Raw genomic sequence first — 16,285 nt, 5'->3', positions numbered from 1 at the left:
GGGGAGCCGAGCGCACGGCGTCTCGTGACACGTGAGAACGCGTCGAGGCCGGGCGCACATGCGTCGTGACGGAACGCGAAGGGCCGAAGGAATTGCGACTCCGGAGCGCAGCCCGGCCCTGCTAGCGTCTGGCCTTGGAGGGCGGGCTCGACTCGAAGCGAGCGCCCTGCTCCGCGACCTCCAGCGCGCGGCCCACGAGCTTCATGAGGTCTGTCTTGCCGCCAGACTCGGTCCAGGATTCCAGCGCGGCGGAGATGGCGCTGACGAGGATGGCGCTGGTCACCTTGAGCTCGAAGTCATGGGCCTTGCGCTTGGATCGCTTGGCGAGCAGTTCCTGGAGGAGGCGGGCACTGCTCTCGCGCTCCAACAGGGACGCGGCGCGCAAGGCGGGGACCTCGAGTGTGAGCTTCGCTCGGGCCATGAGGAAGCCCCGGTCCTCCTCCGCCAGGATGGAGCGGAGCATCGCCTCGAGGGCCTGACGAATGGCCGTGAAGATGGGTTCGTCGGGGGGCCTCGACTCCAGGAGTTGGATGAAGAGCGGATCGTACTCGTCACCGACGAGGGCTTCTTTGCTCGGGAAGTAGTTGAAGAGCGTACCGAGCGACACGTCCGCCGCGCGAGCGATCTCCTCGGTCGTCGTCCGGTCATACCCTTGCTTCGTGAAGAGCTGGAGGGCCGCGCGTTGGATGGCCGCGCGCGTGGCCCGCTTCTTCCGCTCACGTAGACCTTCCCCGGGAGGCGTCTTCGGCGTGGAAGGGCTCAGGAGTCTCTCCGCATGGGCCAGACTCTACCCTGGGCACTCCTGCGCACGAGCGCGAACCTCGGAGAGGTTGTGGCGCAGCCATCCGGCGACCGCGGCCACGGGCCACAAGCGCGTGGCGAGGTTCCGCGCCCGGATTCCATGCCGCGTGGCCGGGACGAGGAGCGAGGCCGCCAGCGCGCTGTTGCGCTGCCTGGGCTCCACCCAGGTCCGGTGCTCCGCTTCGTACTGGCGGAAGGCCGCGCGGGGGTCACCCGGGTGGGCGGCCAGCGCGTGGGCCAGCGTGAATGCGCCCGCCATGGCCAGCGAGGAGCCGTCGCCAAACAACGAGATGCAGGAGGCGGCGTCTCCGAGCAGCGCGACTCGACCTTGCGCCCACTGGGACAAGCGCACCTGACTGACGGAATCGAAGTAGAGCTCGGAGGTGGCGTGGATGGAGCGCCGCAGTTCGGGGACTCGCCACGCGTCATCCGAGAACGCGTCCGTCAGCAGTCGCTTGTGCCGCTCGGTGTCGCGGTGGTCGAAGCCCTCCTCCAGCGGGCCGCGGAACATGAACGCCGCCAACGCCTTGGCTCGGGACGGATGGAGCGAGATGGCCCTGCCTGGCGTGTTGTACAGGATGACCTCTCGCGCATCACCGAGCGGTCGTTCCAACGGCAGGGTCGCGATGAAGATCCCCATGTGCCGCACGAAGTCCGACTCAGGGCCGAAGGCCAGACGACGCACGGTCGAGTGCAAACCGTCCGCGCCAACCACCAGATCGAATCGGCGCGGAGCGGCGCGTCCGAACGTGACATCCACGCCATGCGCGTCCTGGCTCAGCGCGGTGATGGAGTCGCCAAACAGGAACTCGGCCGAGTCCTGGCTCGCCTGATACAGGATGGACGCGAGATCGCCCCGAGGCAGCTCCACCTCGCGGCTGCCGCTCGCACGTTGGAGGGCGCGCAGGTTGACCCGGCCGACTTCACGCCCCGACTCCTCGATGAAGCTCAGGGCCGAGACCTGCGTGGCCGCGTCGCGCAGGCGCGCCATGAGTCCCATCTGCTCGGCCACCACCACCGCGGGCCCGCGGACGTCCACGGGACTTCCGCTGGAGCGCAGTGCCGCGCCGCGCTCCACGACGGTGGGACGAAACCCACGCCGTGCCAGCCAGTAGGCCAACGTGGGTCCAGCGATGCCTGCTCCGGAGACCAATACGGTCGGCTGGCTCATGACGCGCTCCTGTCGGTGCTGCAGCCACCTGCCCGGCGGCGGGTAAATTTGTAGCGACTTCAAAAATTAAGTCACTACAATTTCAGACCGCTTCGCCGCGTTCCGGAGCAAGGCATCCCTTCCGCCCATCAAGATCCAACCGGGCGCTCCCGATGCCCTGGACACCAGACACACCAGGAGTAACATCCGCGACGCCACTCAACCCAAGGAGTCCCAGATGCTGCGCAAGCTCGTTTGCGGAATCGCCGTGAGTTTCGCCTTCGCGGTGGGAATGGCTGACGTTTCTTCCTCGCAGCGCAATGCGAGTGAAGTCTCGTCGAATGACGCAGCGGCGCTCGTTTCGAGTGCCCCTCGCAGCGCGACCTCGGACGAGAGCGGAGTCGAGCCCGCGCGCCGGCTCGGCTGCTGAACGGGAGATGGATTGCTCTGCCTCAGCAACGCGGCCTGTCAGGCTCGCGGCGCCGGGCTCTACGGCGCGCCTTGTAACTAGACACCTTCTCCAGGCCCCAGGGCTCTGGCGGCACGCGCGTGTGTCCACCTGTCTGGCAGCCTTGCGAGGCTGCCTGCGGCGCATGCCCTATCTGTGCAGTTCGCGCAATACCTCCAGGGAGTTAGGGCGAATTCTTCAGCACAGACCTATGAAGAGGGTCCCACATGCGAACCACTGGGGTTGCTTGACCAGGAGAAGCGGATGCTCCGTTCCATGACGCTCACTTCCCAGGAGATCATGCTCCGGGAGAGGGTCATCACGACCCTCCACAGCTCACTGTCCCTCACGGACGTGCTCGAAGCGGCGCGAGCGCCCCTCCTGGAGCTCGTTCCGGCCGACGCCGTCGCCATGTGCCTCATGCGGGTCACACCGGAGCTGAGCTTTCAGTGGCTCGTCCCGGGCTCTCCCATCCCCCTCATGGCGGAGTACACCCACCTGTCTGACCACGACTTCGTCCGGCCACCCATCTTCGCCCGGCCCGGCGTGGTCCTCCGCGATCCAGAGATGCTGTCGCGCAAGGAGTACGACCACAACCTCCTCTATCAGCGCAGCCGCGAGCTGGGACTGGGCCTGGAGCACGTCATGGCCGTCCTCCTCCCCCTTCGTCCGGGCTTCGTCTGCGCGCTCGCGCTCTACCGGACACGACGCCGCGCGTTCGCCGCGCAGTGCGCCAACAAGCTCGCCCATGTCACCGAGACCATTGGGGATGCGGTGCGCAACTGCACGGACTTCGAGTCCTACACCACCGGCGCGCGCCTCCTGGAAGGGCTCTATGACCGCCCCGACAAGGCGTTCGTCATCGTGACTCGCCACGCGCATGAGGTGGCGCGGTCCCAGTACGCGACCACCCTGCTGGAGCGGTGGTTCACCCCGTCTGATTTCTCCTCCTCGGGCCTCCCTCACGTGCTCGAAGAGCAACTGGCGGCCCTGGTTCGCATGCCCCCGGAGTCACGCCATGGCCGAGACCATTGGGTCACCCTCCACGGCGATGTCTACCGCTCGGTCCGATTCATCGAGTTGCCCGCGTCCGAGGGCCCCCGGCAGTGGGCCCTCTTGATGGACGAGCTCTCCATCTCCATCCCGCTCCCCGTGGCGATGCGGCGCAAGCTGACGCCCCAGCAGGCCAAGATCGCGGAGTACGCGCTGCGCAACTGGAGCAACGCGCAGATCGCCGAGGAGCTGCGCATCTCCGAGAACACCGTGGAGACCCACATGCGAGAGGTACGCAACCGATTGGGTGTCGACGGCCGCCCGGACCTCATCTATCAGGCCGCGCGCCTCAACCGGCCCGTCTGAGCCCCGAGGCCAGCATCCGCGCGAGGCCACGGCGCGGATGCGTGGGATTGGCGCTATCCCGCGAGCCGATAGCGGATGGGCGCCTCCCCGCGGAAGATGTTCGGGTAGAGGTTGCGGACGACTCGTGCCGACAGGAGGATTGCCTCCCGGTCCTCCGGCTCCGTCAGCCCTCCGAGCACTCGCGCCATCTCGTCCACGTGGTCGCCGTCGAGTTCGCCGTGGCTGCGCAGGAACGTGACCGACTTGTGGATGTTGGGAATGGCCGCGACCTCCAGCAAGCGCGCGGCCCCCACTCCCGCCCGCGTCTGTGAGAGGTACTCCAACACATACGCGGTCCCCAGGACCGCGGTCGGCACGCCCGAGCGCGACGTGAAGAAGTTCCATCCGGTGTAGGCATCCACCGCGGAGCTGCGCGTCGCCGATTCCACCTGCGCTCGCGAGCACCCCAGGTTCTTCAGGTCGGACAGCAACCACCGCTCGTGGCCCCGCTCCTCTCCCGCCTTCTGGATGAGCAGCTCCGCCAGCTCCGGGTTGCGCCCCGAGCGCTTCAGCCGCACACCCGCATCGCCGAGGATTGGCGTGCTCCAGCGGGCATAGTGATACGTCTGGATGAGGTAGTGGATGTAGCCCGCGGTGTCGATGGTGCCATTGAAGAGGCGGCTGGCATCGGGGTGCGCATCCACCGCCGCCACCAGGCCTCGCGCCTCTTCGTCCAGCACCGCCACCCACTGCGTCCCCGTCTGATTCTGCGTCTGAGTGTGCACGTACGTCTCCTGTCCTGGCGCGGCTGGCGCCTGGCTGTTGCGGGTTGAAAGTGAAAGGAAGGAAGGTGTGTTGCCCCGGGCCTAGACGGCGGGGCTCACGCTTGGGTCCAGCGCCTGGAAGCGAGCCAGGGTCGCGGCCGGCATCTCATCGAGCGTGACGACGAGCGGCAGCGTGAACCAATCGAAGTAGGCGTCGTAGAGCGGCTCCGCGATGAAGCGTGCGCCCAGCTTCTTGGCGAAGAGCAGCGGCGCCTTGGGCAGTCGCAGCCCTTCCAGCCGCCCCTGCTCCGCCTGCGCGCGCTCCGCGGCCGAGTAGAAAGGGCTGCGAGGATGGGCCGACGCCTGCGACGGGTGAGGCACCTCCACCCGCCAGCGCGGGCTCACCCAGCCCTTGGACGCAGCCACCCGCGAGGACAGCCGCGCGTCGTCATGCGAGTCCGTCTCCAGGTTGGCGGACCCAACCCAGTGTGTCACGCCGCGCCGCCGGCTCTCGGCATAGAGCCCTGCTTGAAGCCACGCGAGGGCCTCCGAGCGCCGCCACTGCGGAAGCACACAGAAGCGTGAGGGCTCGGCGAACACGCGCTCCGGCCCGAACAGGCCGGAGAGGTCCAGGCGCTGCTCCATGTCGAGCCCGGTCGTCCCGCCCGCGTTCGCCGCCACCTCCGCGTTGGGCAACAGCAGCCGGACGGTCGCCACGGCCTCGGAGCCAGCGTAGACGTTGACATGCAGCGTGGTGTCGAGCGTGTCGAAGCACGTCACCTCACGCCTCGAGGGGGACGCCTTTCCGGACAGCAACCCCAGCTCTCCTCCGAACACCGACCAGCGGATACGGGCCGCGTCATCCATCTCGCGCTGGGTGGTGGCAACCCGCCAGCGCCATTGTCTGCACGACATAGGACTCTCCTGGTAGCGAAACGAGGTCGGTGTCTTGCCGCCTCTGCACCTTCTTTCGGGGCCACAGGCTGAAGTTCGAGCCGGCCGTGTGTATCTGGCGCGAAACGAACATCCGGACACGCTGAGGTGCTCGTTCGGCGTCGGCAGGCCGCCTGTGCTTTCGCCTCAGCCAAGGAGCACGAGCACCGCCTGGAGTTTGTTCGTGAGGCCCTGCGTTCGACGAGCCTTCACCCGGCTCGCCGAGGCCGCCGAGTTCCGCACGTCGCTGGCGATTCAAGACGAGGAGCGGAATGCGCGGGGCGAGCTGGCCGCGTGAGCACGAGCCCGCGGGCTCAGGTCGACTCGGACGCTTCCACCAAGGCGCGCAGGTCGAACTCCTTCGACCCGCGCAGGCTCCGGTAGCGCTCCGGAAACGCCGTCAGGATGAGCACCTGAAGCGACTCCCCCGCCGCCTCGATGAGTTCCAGCGCGCGCTGGTGGCGACCCGCATCCGTATTCACCAACGCATCGTCCAACACCACCAACTGCGGCTCCGCGCGGCGCCCCTGCCTGGCCAGCACCTCGCCCAGGGCCAACCGCAGCGCGAACAAGGTCTGCTCCTGCATGCCCCAGGAGAAGCTCCCCAGGGCCCTGTCTCCACCGAGGGTCTGCATTGACGCCCCACTGAGCCCCGCCTCCAAGACGAACGGCTCCGCCCGAACCGAGGGCCGCAGGTACGCCAGACGTGCTCGAACCGCCTCCTGGATGGGGGCCACGAACGTCCGGTCCACCTGCTCCAACCAGTGGCGAACCACCATGCGCAGCCGCTCCGCGGCCTCGGCCCGAGTCTTGAGTCGTGCGTGCACCTCGGTCGCCATGGCGAGCCGCTCCTCCAGCTCCGCCCACTGCGAGTACACCCCATCCTCCGCCGCCTGCCCGAGGAGCGCTTCCTCGCGAACGATTCGCTCCCGCTCCAAGGTCTCCGCTCGTTGGACTCGCGCCAACGTCTCCTGGACATGCCGATGTTGCGTGGCGGCGCGAGCCTCGGGACGGGGGAGCTGCGACAGCAACTCCTTCCGTCCGTTCTCCAAGCGCGCCAGCCGTTCGCCCGCCTGATTGAGCCGAGCCGAGCACTGCGCCAGAGACATCCCCGCGACCTCGAGTTGGGCCTCCAGCCGCACCATCAAGGCTCGAGCCGTCTGGCGCGCGCCATCGCGGGCTTGCGTGAGAGCCTGAAGCCGCCCCTCCGCCTGTCGAGCCGAGGCCTCCGCCTCGTCCTTCACCTTCGCCCTCACCCGGGCCTCTTGCTTGCGCGCCTTCAGCTCCTCCGCGAGCGCGGTGGGTTCCGGATACACATACGTCCGCAGCGACTCCACACCGAGGTCGAGCTGCCCCGCCAGGGCTCCCACTTGCCCTGCCAGGGCTCGCTGTTGCGCCCGAAGCACCTCCACGCTCTCGACGTCAGCGGCCTCCAGGAGTGCGGTGAGCGCCCCCGTGTGCTTCTCCTGCTCCTGGAGCAGCGCCTGGCGTGACTCCCACCGGGCGCGGAGTTCCTCCAAGGTGCTCGCGTCGTGCTCCCGAAGCCGGCGCGACACTTCCTTGCGGTGCTTCTCCACCTCGGCCTGGAGCTTCCCAATCTCCTCGGCCCCCGTGCGCACCCGCACCTCGCCCACGCCCTCGATGCGCAGGCTGGCCGCGCTCACTCCCGCGAAGCGCTTCTGCTCCCCCTTGGCCACCGTGTGATGTTGCGCATGTCCCTGCGTCTCCCATTCGATGCGCTGCGAGCCTTTTGGAACGAAGAGCACCTCGATGCCCTGGGCCTCCAGGCGGTCCTGCGCCTGTCGCTGTTGCCGCTCGGCGTCCTCCACCCTCCTCACATCGGCCTCGGACACGGACTTCGACGTCGCGGCCTTTCTCCGCAGCGTCTCCACGACGCCCTCCAGGCGCTCGGCCTGGATGAGCAGTCCCTCCAACCGCTGCTGCTCCGCCAGCGCTTGGCGCGCCTTCGCCAGGAGTCGCCCGCGCGCCTCCCGCTGCTCGCACGCCTCCTGAGCATCGACCGCATCTCGGCAGGACTCGCGTGCCGCGCGACACGCGGCCTCCGCCTTTCCCCACGCCTCCCTCGCCTGGCCGAGCTCCGGCTCCTTCGCCGCCGCGATGGCCTCATGCCGAGCCACGTCTGCTTTCAACGCAAGCCAGTCCTCTTGCGTTCGAGACAAGGCCGCGCACTCCTGCCGCTGTCGCTCGACATCCTTGTCCCAGAGCGCGAGCTGCTGCTCCAACTTCGCCTCTTGCGCCACGCGCTCATGAAGCTGGGCCCCCTGGGCCTCCAGAGCATCCCGCTCCTTCGCCAGCCGGGTCCGCGCATCCCCTGCATCCTCGATGGCGCGGGCATGCCTCGCGGCGGCCTCCTGGCGGGCCTGTAGCGCCCTCGCCTGCGCTTCGAGTGAGGCCACCTCCGCCGCGGCCTTCTCGAGCGCGCTGTCCGCGACCGGCTTCCGCGCCTTCAGCGTGTAGAACTGGTGATAGGCGGCGTCCACCGCCGCCAACAACCGCTGCTCCGGCTCGCTCGTCGCGACGACACCCACGGCCTCCATGAGCCGCGATTTGAGCGAGGAGTCCAACGTGGGCAGTTCGTAGCGCTCGGGGGACTGATTCAGCCAGAGCAACCGCGCCAGTCCCCAGTGCCCCAGCTTCGTCGCCCCCACGGTCGCCCCGCTCGCCAGGAGAAACTTCCGCACCTGCTCGTCCGCGGCCTGCGAGTCCGCGAGCCGCTCGAAGCGCGCCCCTGTCCACTCATCCAGGCAACTCGAGGCGCCGTCCAGAAAGCCTTTCTCCAACCGGTAGCGCTTGCCCTCCGCCTCGAACTCCACCGTCACGCGGGGGGACAGCTCTGTCCCCCATGGCCGCAGGTTCTGAACCTCTCGGTCCTTCGTGGAGTACTTGTCGAACAGTGCGCGTGCCAGCGCGAGGACGAGGCTCGACTTCCCCATCTCGTTCGGACCGTGGACGACATGAACCCCCACCCCCAGCCCCGCAAGCTCCACCGGGTTGCGAAAGCAACGGAAGTGCTGAACCCGCAGGCGGCGGACGATCATCGCCACGCCTCCAGCACCAATTCCGACAGCAGCCGGCGGGCCGCGAGCCGTCCCGCCTCCGTTTCACCCGTGAGCCCAGGTGTCAGGGGCTGGGCCAGTCCCTCCAGAAGCGCCCCCACCAGCGGGCTCGATGCCGCGATCTCCGCGAGCCGCCCCTCCACCTCCGCCCTCGGCGCATCCCGTCTCTCGACGACGACGGACAAGACGCCTCGCCCCAGCAGCTCCTCACGAAGCCCCTCCAACTGCGACGTGGCTTCCTCGGGCGCGACTCCATGGGTCCGGATGCGCAGCAACAGCGTCTCGGGCGGGCCCTCTTTCGCCACCCACGCACGGGCCCGCTGCGCCTCCGACTCCATCCCCTCCCCCAGGTCCAGGTCGAGGGCCCCCCAGCGCAGCGTTCCAGTCGGTACGGGCGTCAGGTCTGGACACGCCCCCCTCGCGGCGATCTCCACCAGCAGCGCCCGCCCCGCTCCTGGCTCGTCGAACTTCGTCGTCTCGTGGGCCCCCGCGTAGGCAGCGCGCTCCTCGTGGATGTATTGGCCATGCCAGTGTCCGAGCGCGAGATAGTCGAGCCCCGCTCGGGTCACCACGTCGGGGCCGATGGGGAAGTCATCCGCCGAGTGTTTCCCGGGAATGCGCAGCGAGCCATGCGCCACTCCGATGCGGATGCCTTCGGCCCTCGGCTGTTCACACCAGACCGAGGTCGGGTCCTTCATCCCCTTCTTCTGCCGCAAGGGCGCGGCGAGCAACACGGCCGGAGTCCCTGGAATGGGGACCGGCGCATCGGTATCCAACACACGAACGTGAGCGGGGCGCTGCTTCCACGACGCGCGCCGGTAGACGGCATCCGGCGTCAACGCATCATGGTTGCCCGGGAGGATGAACACAGGCGAACGACACTCCGCCAGGATGCCCAGGACCGCGTGGACGAGCCGGTCTTCAACGAGGTTGTCCTCAAAGATGTCGCCCGCGAGCACCACCGCGTCCACGCGCTTCGCATTCGCCGCCTGGATGACATTGCGCGCCGCCGCCAGTCTCGCCTCGCGCACGGCCGCGGCCACGTCCGCCACGTGGCGAGCCCGCAACCCCATCTGCCAGTCCGCGGAATGAAGAATCTTGACCATGCCTCACCGGTGGGCCGCGAACACCCAACGCGGCGACGTGAAGGCCGGCGAATACACAGGCGCCAGCATCCCGCGGACCGTATCGGTAGCGGGCGACCCGGGACATACCTCGCAAGGGGTAGAGACATTCCGTTGCGCTCCGACCCACCGAGTGACGACGCACCCATCCCATGGCCAACACATGCAAGCGCACGGGGGGGCTGGTCACTGTCCATTGCACATGGATAGGATCGACTACGGGCCTGGGGTGCAGGAGCAGGCGGGGAACCCAGGCCGTCCAATCCCCTCCCTACCCTCAGAGTGGTAGGGACAGCTTCAGCGCAGGCGCCTTAAGAGGGATGGCAGTCTTGAACCGGCCGCGGAATGAACCACCGCGAGATGGGGACGGAGGCACGCATCCATGGAGTTCGATACTCGCGAGTTCGCCCTGAGGAATCGAGTCATCGCCGCGCTGAACAGCACGCCGCAGATTCTCTCCGTCGTCCTGGAGAAGGTCCGAGTCCTCCTCCTGGAATTGATTCCCGCGGACGCCGTGGGACCGCACATCACCTTGCCCAGACAGCTCCCCGAGCCCTCCTGGGAGGGGCCGGTCCAGTTGGAACACGCGATGGCGGTCCTGGTGGATGTCCAGCCGGAGGCTCCGGGAGACACCTCGCTCGCCCGCGACCATTGGCACTCCTTCGTGGAGCGAGCCAAGGCCCTCCTCACCAGTCTGCTGCCGCACCTGACGCAGACGGTGCGCAACTGCCGCGCGATGGAAGGCGCGTTCGCGCGGTCCCAGCTCGCGGAGAAGCTTCACGAACCTCCCGATGCGGCCTATCTCGTGGTCGAGCCGCCTGCTCGCGAGCGGCTCCGGTCTCCCAACGCCGCCGCCCTGCTGGGCAAATGGTTCGAGCGCTCCGAGCTTCATGGCTCCGGACTTCCGCTGGTGCTCGTGGAGCGCTTGGACGCGCTCACCCGAATGAGCGGGGAGCAGCGGCTGGAGAACGCGGTCTGGGCCCGGACGTACGACGACACCTGCCGCGTGGTGAAGTTCATCGAGCTGCCCCAATCCGGAGGCCCTCCCGTGTGGGCCCTGCTGCTCCATGAGCTGCCCAGCGCGCTCCCCCTCCCCGATGAGATGCGGCGGCGCCTGACCAAGTCACAGGTCCGGATTGCCCAAGCCATCCTCCGGAACTGGAACAACGAGCAGATTGCCTCGGAGTTCCAGCTCACCCGGGAGACCGTGAAGACCCACGTCAAGAACATCTTCAGCAAGGACCGGCTGAACTGTGACAACCGAACCGACTTCCTCTATCAAGCGGCGAAGTTGATGCGACCGATTTGAGCCTTCTCTGCGTCGGCTGATTTCGCGTCCAGTTCCACGCGCTCCACCCGGGAGGTGCAGCCCGCGAGCGCGCTCCTCCCAGACCGTGGAGGCACGACACCTGCCCACCTCCGTCGAACTTATCGGGACGGGTACGAAGGAACACACATCACGCAGTCCAACCGCGAGCGGGCATGAGGATCCCGGCGAGGAGTGGGGATGAGCTTTCCATCGCAACCGGAGGAGCAGGCACTTCACGAGCGCGTCCTCGCACGCGACTCACTGGCCTGGGAGGACGTCTTCAAGGTCTTCATGGACCCCATCATCGCGGGGCTCAGCAAGCGGCCGGGGCAATCTCAGGAGGATGCGCGCGACGCGACCATCGACGTCATCTACGAGTACCTGAACGACCCGGAGCGGTACGTCCCCGACAAGGCACGCCTGCACATCTACCTGGCGCAGGCCGCCCGCAAGCGCACCGTGGACCGGTACCGCTCCAACGCGGCGCGCCACCGCCGAGAACAGGAATACGGGGGAGTTTTCGAACTTCGCGCGATGCCTCCGAAGGACAGCTTGGAGATCACCGTGGAGGCGCGACGCATGGCGGACCGACTGGCACAGCAACCGCTCACGGAGACGGACCATCACGTCATCAAACTCGTCATGGAGGGCGAGCGCTCCACCCACGTCCTGGCGGAAGCCATGGGCCTCCCTGAGTCCGAGGAGACCGTCCGCCGGCGCGAGGTGAAGCGGAACCGAGACCGCCTCATGAAGGTGCTGGGGCGACTCCGAAAGGAGGACTCCGATGTCTAACCCCGACTGGCTCGAACACGCCGCGCGGCGTGGCCAAAGCGAGACCTGGACCCTGGCCTTCGTCTTCGAGCAATACCGCCAACTGGAGGGCCTGAGCCCAGACGACCTCGCCCGTGAGCTGAACTGCTCTCGCGACACACTCCTGTGGATGTCCCTGTGCCGCAAGCCCGAGGGCGACACCCGCAGGGAGCAGGTGACCGCCATCGCCGAGCGCCACGGCGTGACGCCCCTCTCGCTCGCCAGGATTCTCCGCCACGTGGAGATCATGGCGACCCTGGCGATGTCCACCCGCGACGAGCAGACCGGAACCAGCAGGATTCAGCTCGCGGCAAGGGACCGCATCGACCGCGGCGACGATGACGAGCCCACGCCATGACCGGGGACTGGCTGGAGGAGGCCACGCGTGAATGCGGCCTGGCGGCCCCCACCCAGTTTCCCCGCGACCTCCTGCTCGAGTTGGACTGGTCACCTCTGCTCGTCGAGGCGGTCGCGCTGCCGAAGCTCACCCCGGGGCGCATGCGCGAGTGGCTCCGTCGCCGGGGCATCCACCACCCTGTCGCTGAGGACTCTCACGGGATGAAAGGCTGCATGGTCGCGAATCGCGGCCACGGCGTCCTCTTCTATGACAGCACGTTGGAGCGGCCCGAGACGCGCTTCACCGTCGCGCACGAGCTTTCGCACTTCGTGCTGGAGCAGTGGCTGCCTCGACGCAAGGCGGTTCGCGTCTTCGGAGAGTCCATCCTGCCGGTCCTCGATGGGGACCGCGCGCCGACCGACGATGAGGTCGTGACGGCGCTGTTCGAGCGGATTCCGCTGAGCAAGCCCCAGAGCCTGATGACCCGTGACACCTCGGGACTCCTCACCCGGCGAGCCGTGATGGAGGCGGAGCACCACGCGGACCTGCTGGCGCTGGAGTTGCTCGCGCCCGCCGCGCTGGCCGCACCGCTCGTGAGCGATGACCTGCCCGACAACGAGGTCCGGGGTCGGCTGGTGTTCCGCTTCGGGCTCCCCTGGGAAATGGCTGCGCCCTACGTCCTGTGGCTGCGCAGACGCCTGGGCATTCCACGCTTCTCCATCGATCAATTCCTGGGAGTGGAGGGAGAGTAGACATGTCGCGAGGGGCTCCGCCTGAAGTGCCGGACACGATGTTTGGGGATGACGATTACCGGGAAGCATTTGGCGAGGAGATCTCCTCCACGCTGGACCTCGACCGCTGGTCCACCGGGCTAGACCTGGACCGGGTCATGGAGCGCTTCCGCCAGGAGATCGCGACGGCGGTCCAGAAGGAGGGGCGCCTGCGCGCGGCCGTGCGGTCCGAGATCTTCCCCAAGCTGGGGACTCGCACCCGCGCCCTGCCCGAGGCGGGCGTCTACAAGGTCACCCCCGAGGAGATCTCCCTCATCCACGAGCGGCTGTTGTTCCGAGGCAAGGTCGACGCGGTGGCGGGAAGCCATGCGGCGCATGACAGTCTGCCCATCGGCATCTCCCAGCTCGGGGTCGGCATCGTGGGTTACCAGGGCACCACGGGGGCCTTCTCGCAGCGGCTGTTCCGCAAGGAGATGTCCTCGCGCGCCGCCAGCCCGCTGCAGGAGGCAAAGGACTTCATCGAGATGCGGCAGAACCGCTACAAGGGGCCCAAGGACTCCATGTCGCGCATGGCGTGTCGGGGCATCCGGACCTATGCCGAACGGCTCGCGCTCCTGACCAAGTCCTCCGCGGAGTGGCGGATGGGATTGGGGAACCCGTGTGCACACGAGCTGCTCTCGGGCTCGGGCTACGCCAGCTTGCTGCGCTGCTCGCTGTCGGTGTTGCAGCGCCTCATTCACGAGCACAAGAAGTTCGTCTTCGTCTCCGGCGCGCTCCATGACCGGGGATTCCTGACCATGGGGTTCGCGCTCGACGCGGGCGAGTACTGTCTGTTGGAGACGCTCCAGAGCGACAGCGAGGACATCGTCGAGGGTTGGGAGTACGGCTCGCAGGGCAAGCGGATGGCCTGGCAGTTCGTTCGCGACTCGACCCCCAGCATCGTGAAGGGGCTCTATCGCGTCTCGGATTACTCCGCGCCGCGGCTGTTCTACGCCCACCGCGAGCACGTCCACGAGGCCGCGTGGGTTGCCATGGCGGACAGCATGCTGCGCCCCGAGCGGGGCTTCCCGATGCTGCTCGACGTCGCGGAGATGACGTGCCGCAGCGCCTTTGGCGACGACGGGTTCCTCGGGCTGGTCCATGACGCCTATGCCCAGGCCGGAGCCAACCTTCAATTCTTCAGCGAGCGCACGACGCGCCGGTAACGGGGGAGCGACATGAACACGGATGGGAAGGGGCCGAGGCCGCCCAGCAATGGAGTGTTCGAGTTCGAGACCGGGAGAGGCGCACCCCATTCAGGTCTGAACGGTCGTGCGCCGTCGTTCCAGGTAGTGGGGGGACCTCGTAGCGAGTCACCTCGGACTGTCGCGGAGGGGCCCGGGAGCGCGCCCCGGAACGTGCCGCAGACGCCGCCGCCCGTGGTGCCCCCCACCGCGAGAGCCCCCCGCCCGGACGTCATCCGCACCACGCCGCCCGAGGCCCGCGCCGTCCTTGATGAGATGCGGAACGACACGACCACGCCGCGGCTCGATCCCGAGTTGGAGCAGGCCGCGGGCTTCACGCACTTCGACACGTCCTCGAGCGCGGACAATCTCCTGACCGTCCTGCTCACGCGCGATGACCTCCACCTGCTCGCGTCGCAAACGCTCGTGCGGGTGAAGTCGCGGGAGGACGGCAGGGCCTATCTCGGCGTCGTGGTCCGAGGGCCCTTCGCGGAACCCAACGCGGTCCCCGCCAACTCGACGATGGCCATTGGCGTGGTCACCCACGGGAAGAAGCTCACCTATACGTTCGACTATCACGGTCGCGCCGAGGTGGAGCTGCTGGGCGAGGAGGTCGAAGGAACGCTGAAGCCGCCTCGCTTCCGGCCGCGCCCCCAGAGCCCTGTGTTCGTCCTGGACGACGCGGAGAGCGAGCGCGTGCTCGGCGTGGGTGGCGACCTCTGCCTCGGCGTCGTGGTGGGCTATGAGCGGATGGAGGCGCGGCTCAACGCACGCGACAAGGGCATCCTGCCGCGGCATACCGGAATCCTCGGCACCACGGGCGGCGGCAAGTCCACCACCGTGGCCACGCTCATCCACCGCGCGCAGGAGGAAGGCATCGCCATCGTCGTGTTCGACGTGGAAGGTGAGTACACGCGCGTGGACGAGCCCACGGAGAACGCGGCCATGCTGGAGGCCCTCAAACGGAGGAGCCTGCGGCCCCAGGGCGTTCGCGACCTGCACATCCACCACCTCGCCGGCCGCTCCAGCCGCAATCCCCAACACAAGAACCTGCACCGGTTCTCGCTGAACTTCTCCAGCCTCTCGCCCTACGCCCTGGCGGAGATCCTGGACATGTCGGACGCGCAGCAGGAGCGCTTCCTCAAGGCCTACGACGTCACGAAGCTGCTCCTGGAGGACTTCGGCATCTATCCCCAGAGCGAGCAGGACCGCCGCGAGGCGCTCGACGTGGACGAGCTGTCGACGGGCTATCCTCGGATGACCATCCAGCATGTGCTGGATGTCGTCAGCGCTTACATCTACAGCCTCAGCGACGAGGGCCGCGCCGAATCCAAGAGTCGCTCGCGCTCCACGTCGAAGCGAAAGGAGTCCTTGCTCGACGGACTCGGAGATTTGGACGGAGCCGCTCCGGATGACGGCTTCGTCGCGGCGGCGCACGGCCCTACACTCTTCAGTGAGTTCAAGGCCAGCCCCGGCCGCGTCATGAGCCGGGTGATGGCTCAGAGCAGCAAGCACGAAATCAGCTGGAAGGCCCTCGCCAGCAAGCTCCACCGGCTCCGGCGGCTCAACATCTTCGACGTGGGCAACATCCCAGGGGTCGCCTATGGCGCCATGCTCGCGCCAGGCCGAGTGTCCGTCGTCGACCTGTCGGACACGGACTCGCCCCAGCTCAACAACCTGGTCATCGCGGACATCCTGCGAGGAATCCAGGACGCGCAGGAGGCGCGCTACGAGAAGGCGAACGCCCGCGAGCAGGCCGTCACGCCCGTGCTCATCATCATCGAGGAGGCACACGAGTTCCTGTCCGCCAGCCGCATCAGCCAGATGCCCGTGTTGTTCGAGCAGGTGGCGCGCATCGCCAAGCGTGGCCGCAAGCGTTGGCTGGGATTGGTCTTCGTCACCCAGCTCCCCCAGCACCTGCCCAACGAGGTGCTCGGCCTGCTCAACAACTTCATCATCCACAAGATGACCGACAGCGCGGTCATCTCCCGGATGCAGCGCACGGTGGGCAATATCGACGAGAGCCTCTGGAACCGAGTCACCCGGCTCGCCCCCGGTCAGGCCCTCGTCTCCTTCAGCAACTTCACGCGGCCCTTGATGGTGGCCATCGACCCCGCGCCCGTGAAGCGACTGCTCGTTGATTGAGGATGCCCCGCACGCAGAGTAGGCATCGACGGGCTCCCAGGGCCGCGCGCCTTGACCCACGACGGTGAACACACGAGCATCGATTTTCGTGTTTC

Annotated in this window: 14 protein-coding genes; 8 read left to right on the top strand and 6 right to left on the bottom strand. The window is 67.7% G+C overall.

The window, feature by feature from the left end; translation table 11 throughout:
• Positions 1 to 121: 121 nt before the first annotated feature.
• The gene (locus tag KRR26_RS37480) at positions 122 to 688 is read right to left on the bottom strand and encodes a TetR/AcrR family transcriptional regulator (protein ID WP_328707190.1); all 567 of its coding nucleotides are present in this window, start codon (positions 686 to 688) and stop codon (positions 122 to 124) included.
• A 99-nt stretch (positions 689 to 787) separates the two neighbouring features.
• Positions 788 to 1,972 carry an FAD-dependent monooxygenase gene (locus tag KRR26_RS22265; RefSeq protein WP_120210590.1) on the bottom strand — a complete coding sequence of 395 codons (1,185 nt, stop codon included), beginning with the start codon at positions 1,970 to 1,972 and terminating at the stop codon, positions 788 to 790.
• Positions 1,973 to 2,189: 217 nt separating this feature from the next.
• Here KRR26_RS22265 and KRR26_RS22260 point away from each other — a divergent pair, with 217 nt between their 5' ends.
• Both KRR26_RS22260 and KRR26_RS22255 read left to right on the top strand, forming a co-directional pair.
• Positions 2,190 to 2,381 carry a hypothetical protein gene (locus KRR26_RS22260; protein WP_217080749.1) on the top strand — a complete coding sequence of 64 codons (192 nt, stop codon included), beginning with the start codon at positions 2,190 to 2,192 and terminating at the stop codon, positions 2,379 to 2,381.
• A gap of 294 nt (positions 2,382 to 2,675) precedes the next feature.
• A complete protein-coding gene (locus tag KRR26_RS22255; protein ID WP_199723965.1) occupies positions 2,676 to 3,758 on the top strand; it encodes a helix-turn-helix transcriptional regulator in 1,083 nt (360 codons plus the stop codon).
• 53 nt (positions 3,759 to 3,811) lie between these two features.
• Here KRR26_RS22255 and KRR26_RS22250 read toward each other — a convergent pair whose 3' ends face one another.
• From KRR26_RS22250 to KRR26_RS22235, 4 genes are all read right to left on the bottom strand, one after another.
• Positions 3,812 to 4,522: an iron-containing redox enzyme family protein gene (locus KRR26_RS22250; protein WP_120210592.1), complete on the bottom strand. Its 711-nt coding sequence runs from the start codon at positions 4,520 to 4,522 to the stop codon at positions 3,812 to 3,814.
• A gap of 81 nt (positions 4,523 to 4,603) precedes the next feature.
• The gene (locus KRR26_RS22245; protein ID WP_217080748.1) at positions 4,604 to 5,416 is read right to left on the bottom strand and encodes a GNAT family N-acetyltransferase; all 813 of its coding nucleotides are present in this window, start codon (positions 5,414 to 5,416) and stop codon (positions 4,604 to 4,606) included.
• Between the two features lie 332 nt (positions 5,417 to 5,748).
• Positions 5,749 to 8,493: an AAA family ATPase gene (locus KRR26_RS22240; RefSeq protein ID WP_217080747.1), complete on the bottom strand. Its 2,745-nt coding sequence runs from the start codon at positions 8,491 to 8,493 to the stop codon at positions 5,749 to 5,751.
• On the bottom strand, positions 8,490 to 9,617 hold the full coding sequence (locus KRR26_RS22235; protein WP_217080746.1) for a metallophosphoesterase family protein: 1,128 nt from the start codon (positions 9,615 to 9,617) through the stop codon (positions 8,490 to 8,492). Before KRR26_RS22235 ends, KRR26_RS22240 begins: the two co-directional genes overlap by 4 nt.
• A gap of 400 nt (positions 9,618 to 10,017) precedes the next feature.
• Between KRR26_RS22235 and KRR26_RS22230 the strand changes: the two genes are divergently transcribed.
• The 6 genes from KRR26_RS22230 to KRR26_RS22205 all read left to right on the top strand — a co-directional run bounded on the left by KRR26_RS22230 (position 10,018) and on the right by KRR26_RS22205 (position 16,190).
• Positions 10,018 to 10,944, top strand: coding sequence for a helix-turn-helix transcriptional regulator (locus KRR26_RS22230; protein ID WP_217080745.1), 927 nt, complete (start codon positions 10,018 to 10,020; stop codon positions 10,942 to 10,944).
• A 198-nt stretch (positions 10,945 to 11,142) separates the two neighbouring features.
• On the top strand, positions 11,143 to 11,736 hold the full coding sequence (locus KRR26_RS22225) for an RNA polymerase sigma factor (RefSeq protein ID WP_120210597.1): 594 nt from the start codon (positions 11,143 to 11,145) through the stop codon (positions 11,734 to 11,736).
• Complete coding sequence (locus tag KRR26_RS22220) at positions 11,729 to 12,112, top strand: hypothetical protein (protein ID WP_233577515.1); 384 nt, start codon at positions 11,729 to 11,731, stop codon at positions 12,110 to 12,112. The genes KRR26_RS22225 and KRR26_RS22220 overlap by 8 nt, the downstream gene beginning before the upstream one ends.
• On the top strand, positions 12,109 to 12,843 hold the full coding sequence (locus KRR26_RS22215; protein ID WP_217080744.1) for an ImmA/IrrE family metallo-endopeptidase: 735 nt from the start codon (positions 12,109 to 12,111) through the stop codon (positions 12,841 to 12,843). The genes KRR26_RS22220 and KRR26_RS22215 overlap by 4 nt, the downstream gene beginning before the upstream one ends.
• 2 nt (positions 12,844 to 12,845) lie before the next feature.
• The gene (locus KRR26_RS22210) at positions 12,846 to 14,027 is read left to right on the top strand and encodes a hypothetical protein (protein ID WP_120210599.1); all 1,182 of its coding nucleotides are present in this window, start codon (positions 12,846 to 12,848) and stop codon (positions 14,025 to 14,027) included.
• A 12-nt stretch (positions 14,028 to 14,039) separates the two neighbouring features.
• Complete coding sequence (locus KRR26_RS22205) at positions 14,040 to 16,190, top strand: ATP-binding protein (protein WP_120210600.1); 2,151 nt, start codon at positions 14,040 to 14,042, stop codon at positions 16,188 to 16,190.
• The last annotated feature ends 95 nt before the right edge of the window (positions 16,191 to 16,285 follow it).

Origin of the sequence: Citreicoccus inhibens (genome assembly GCF_019039035.1) — a bacterium.
Classification (GTDB): Bacteria; Myxococcota; Myxococcia; order Myxococcales; family Myxococcaceae; genus Citreicoccus; species Citreicoccus inhibens.
The sequence above is the reverse complement of the archived record's forward strand: the minus strand, read 5'-3'. Positions and strand labels throughout refer to the sequence as shown.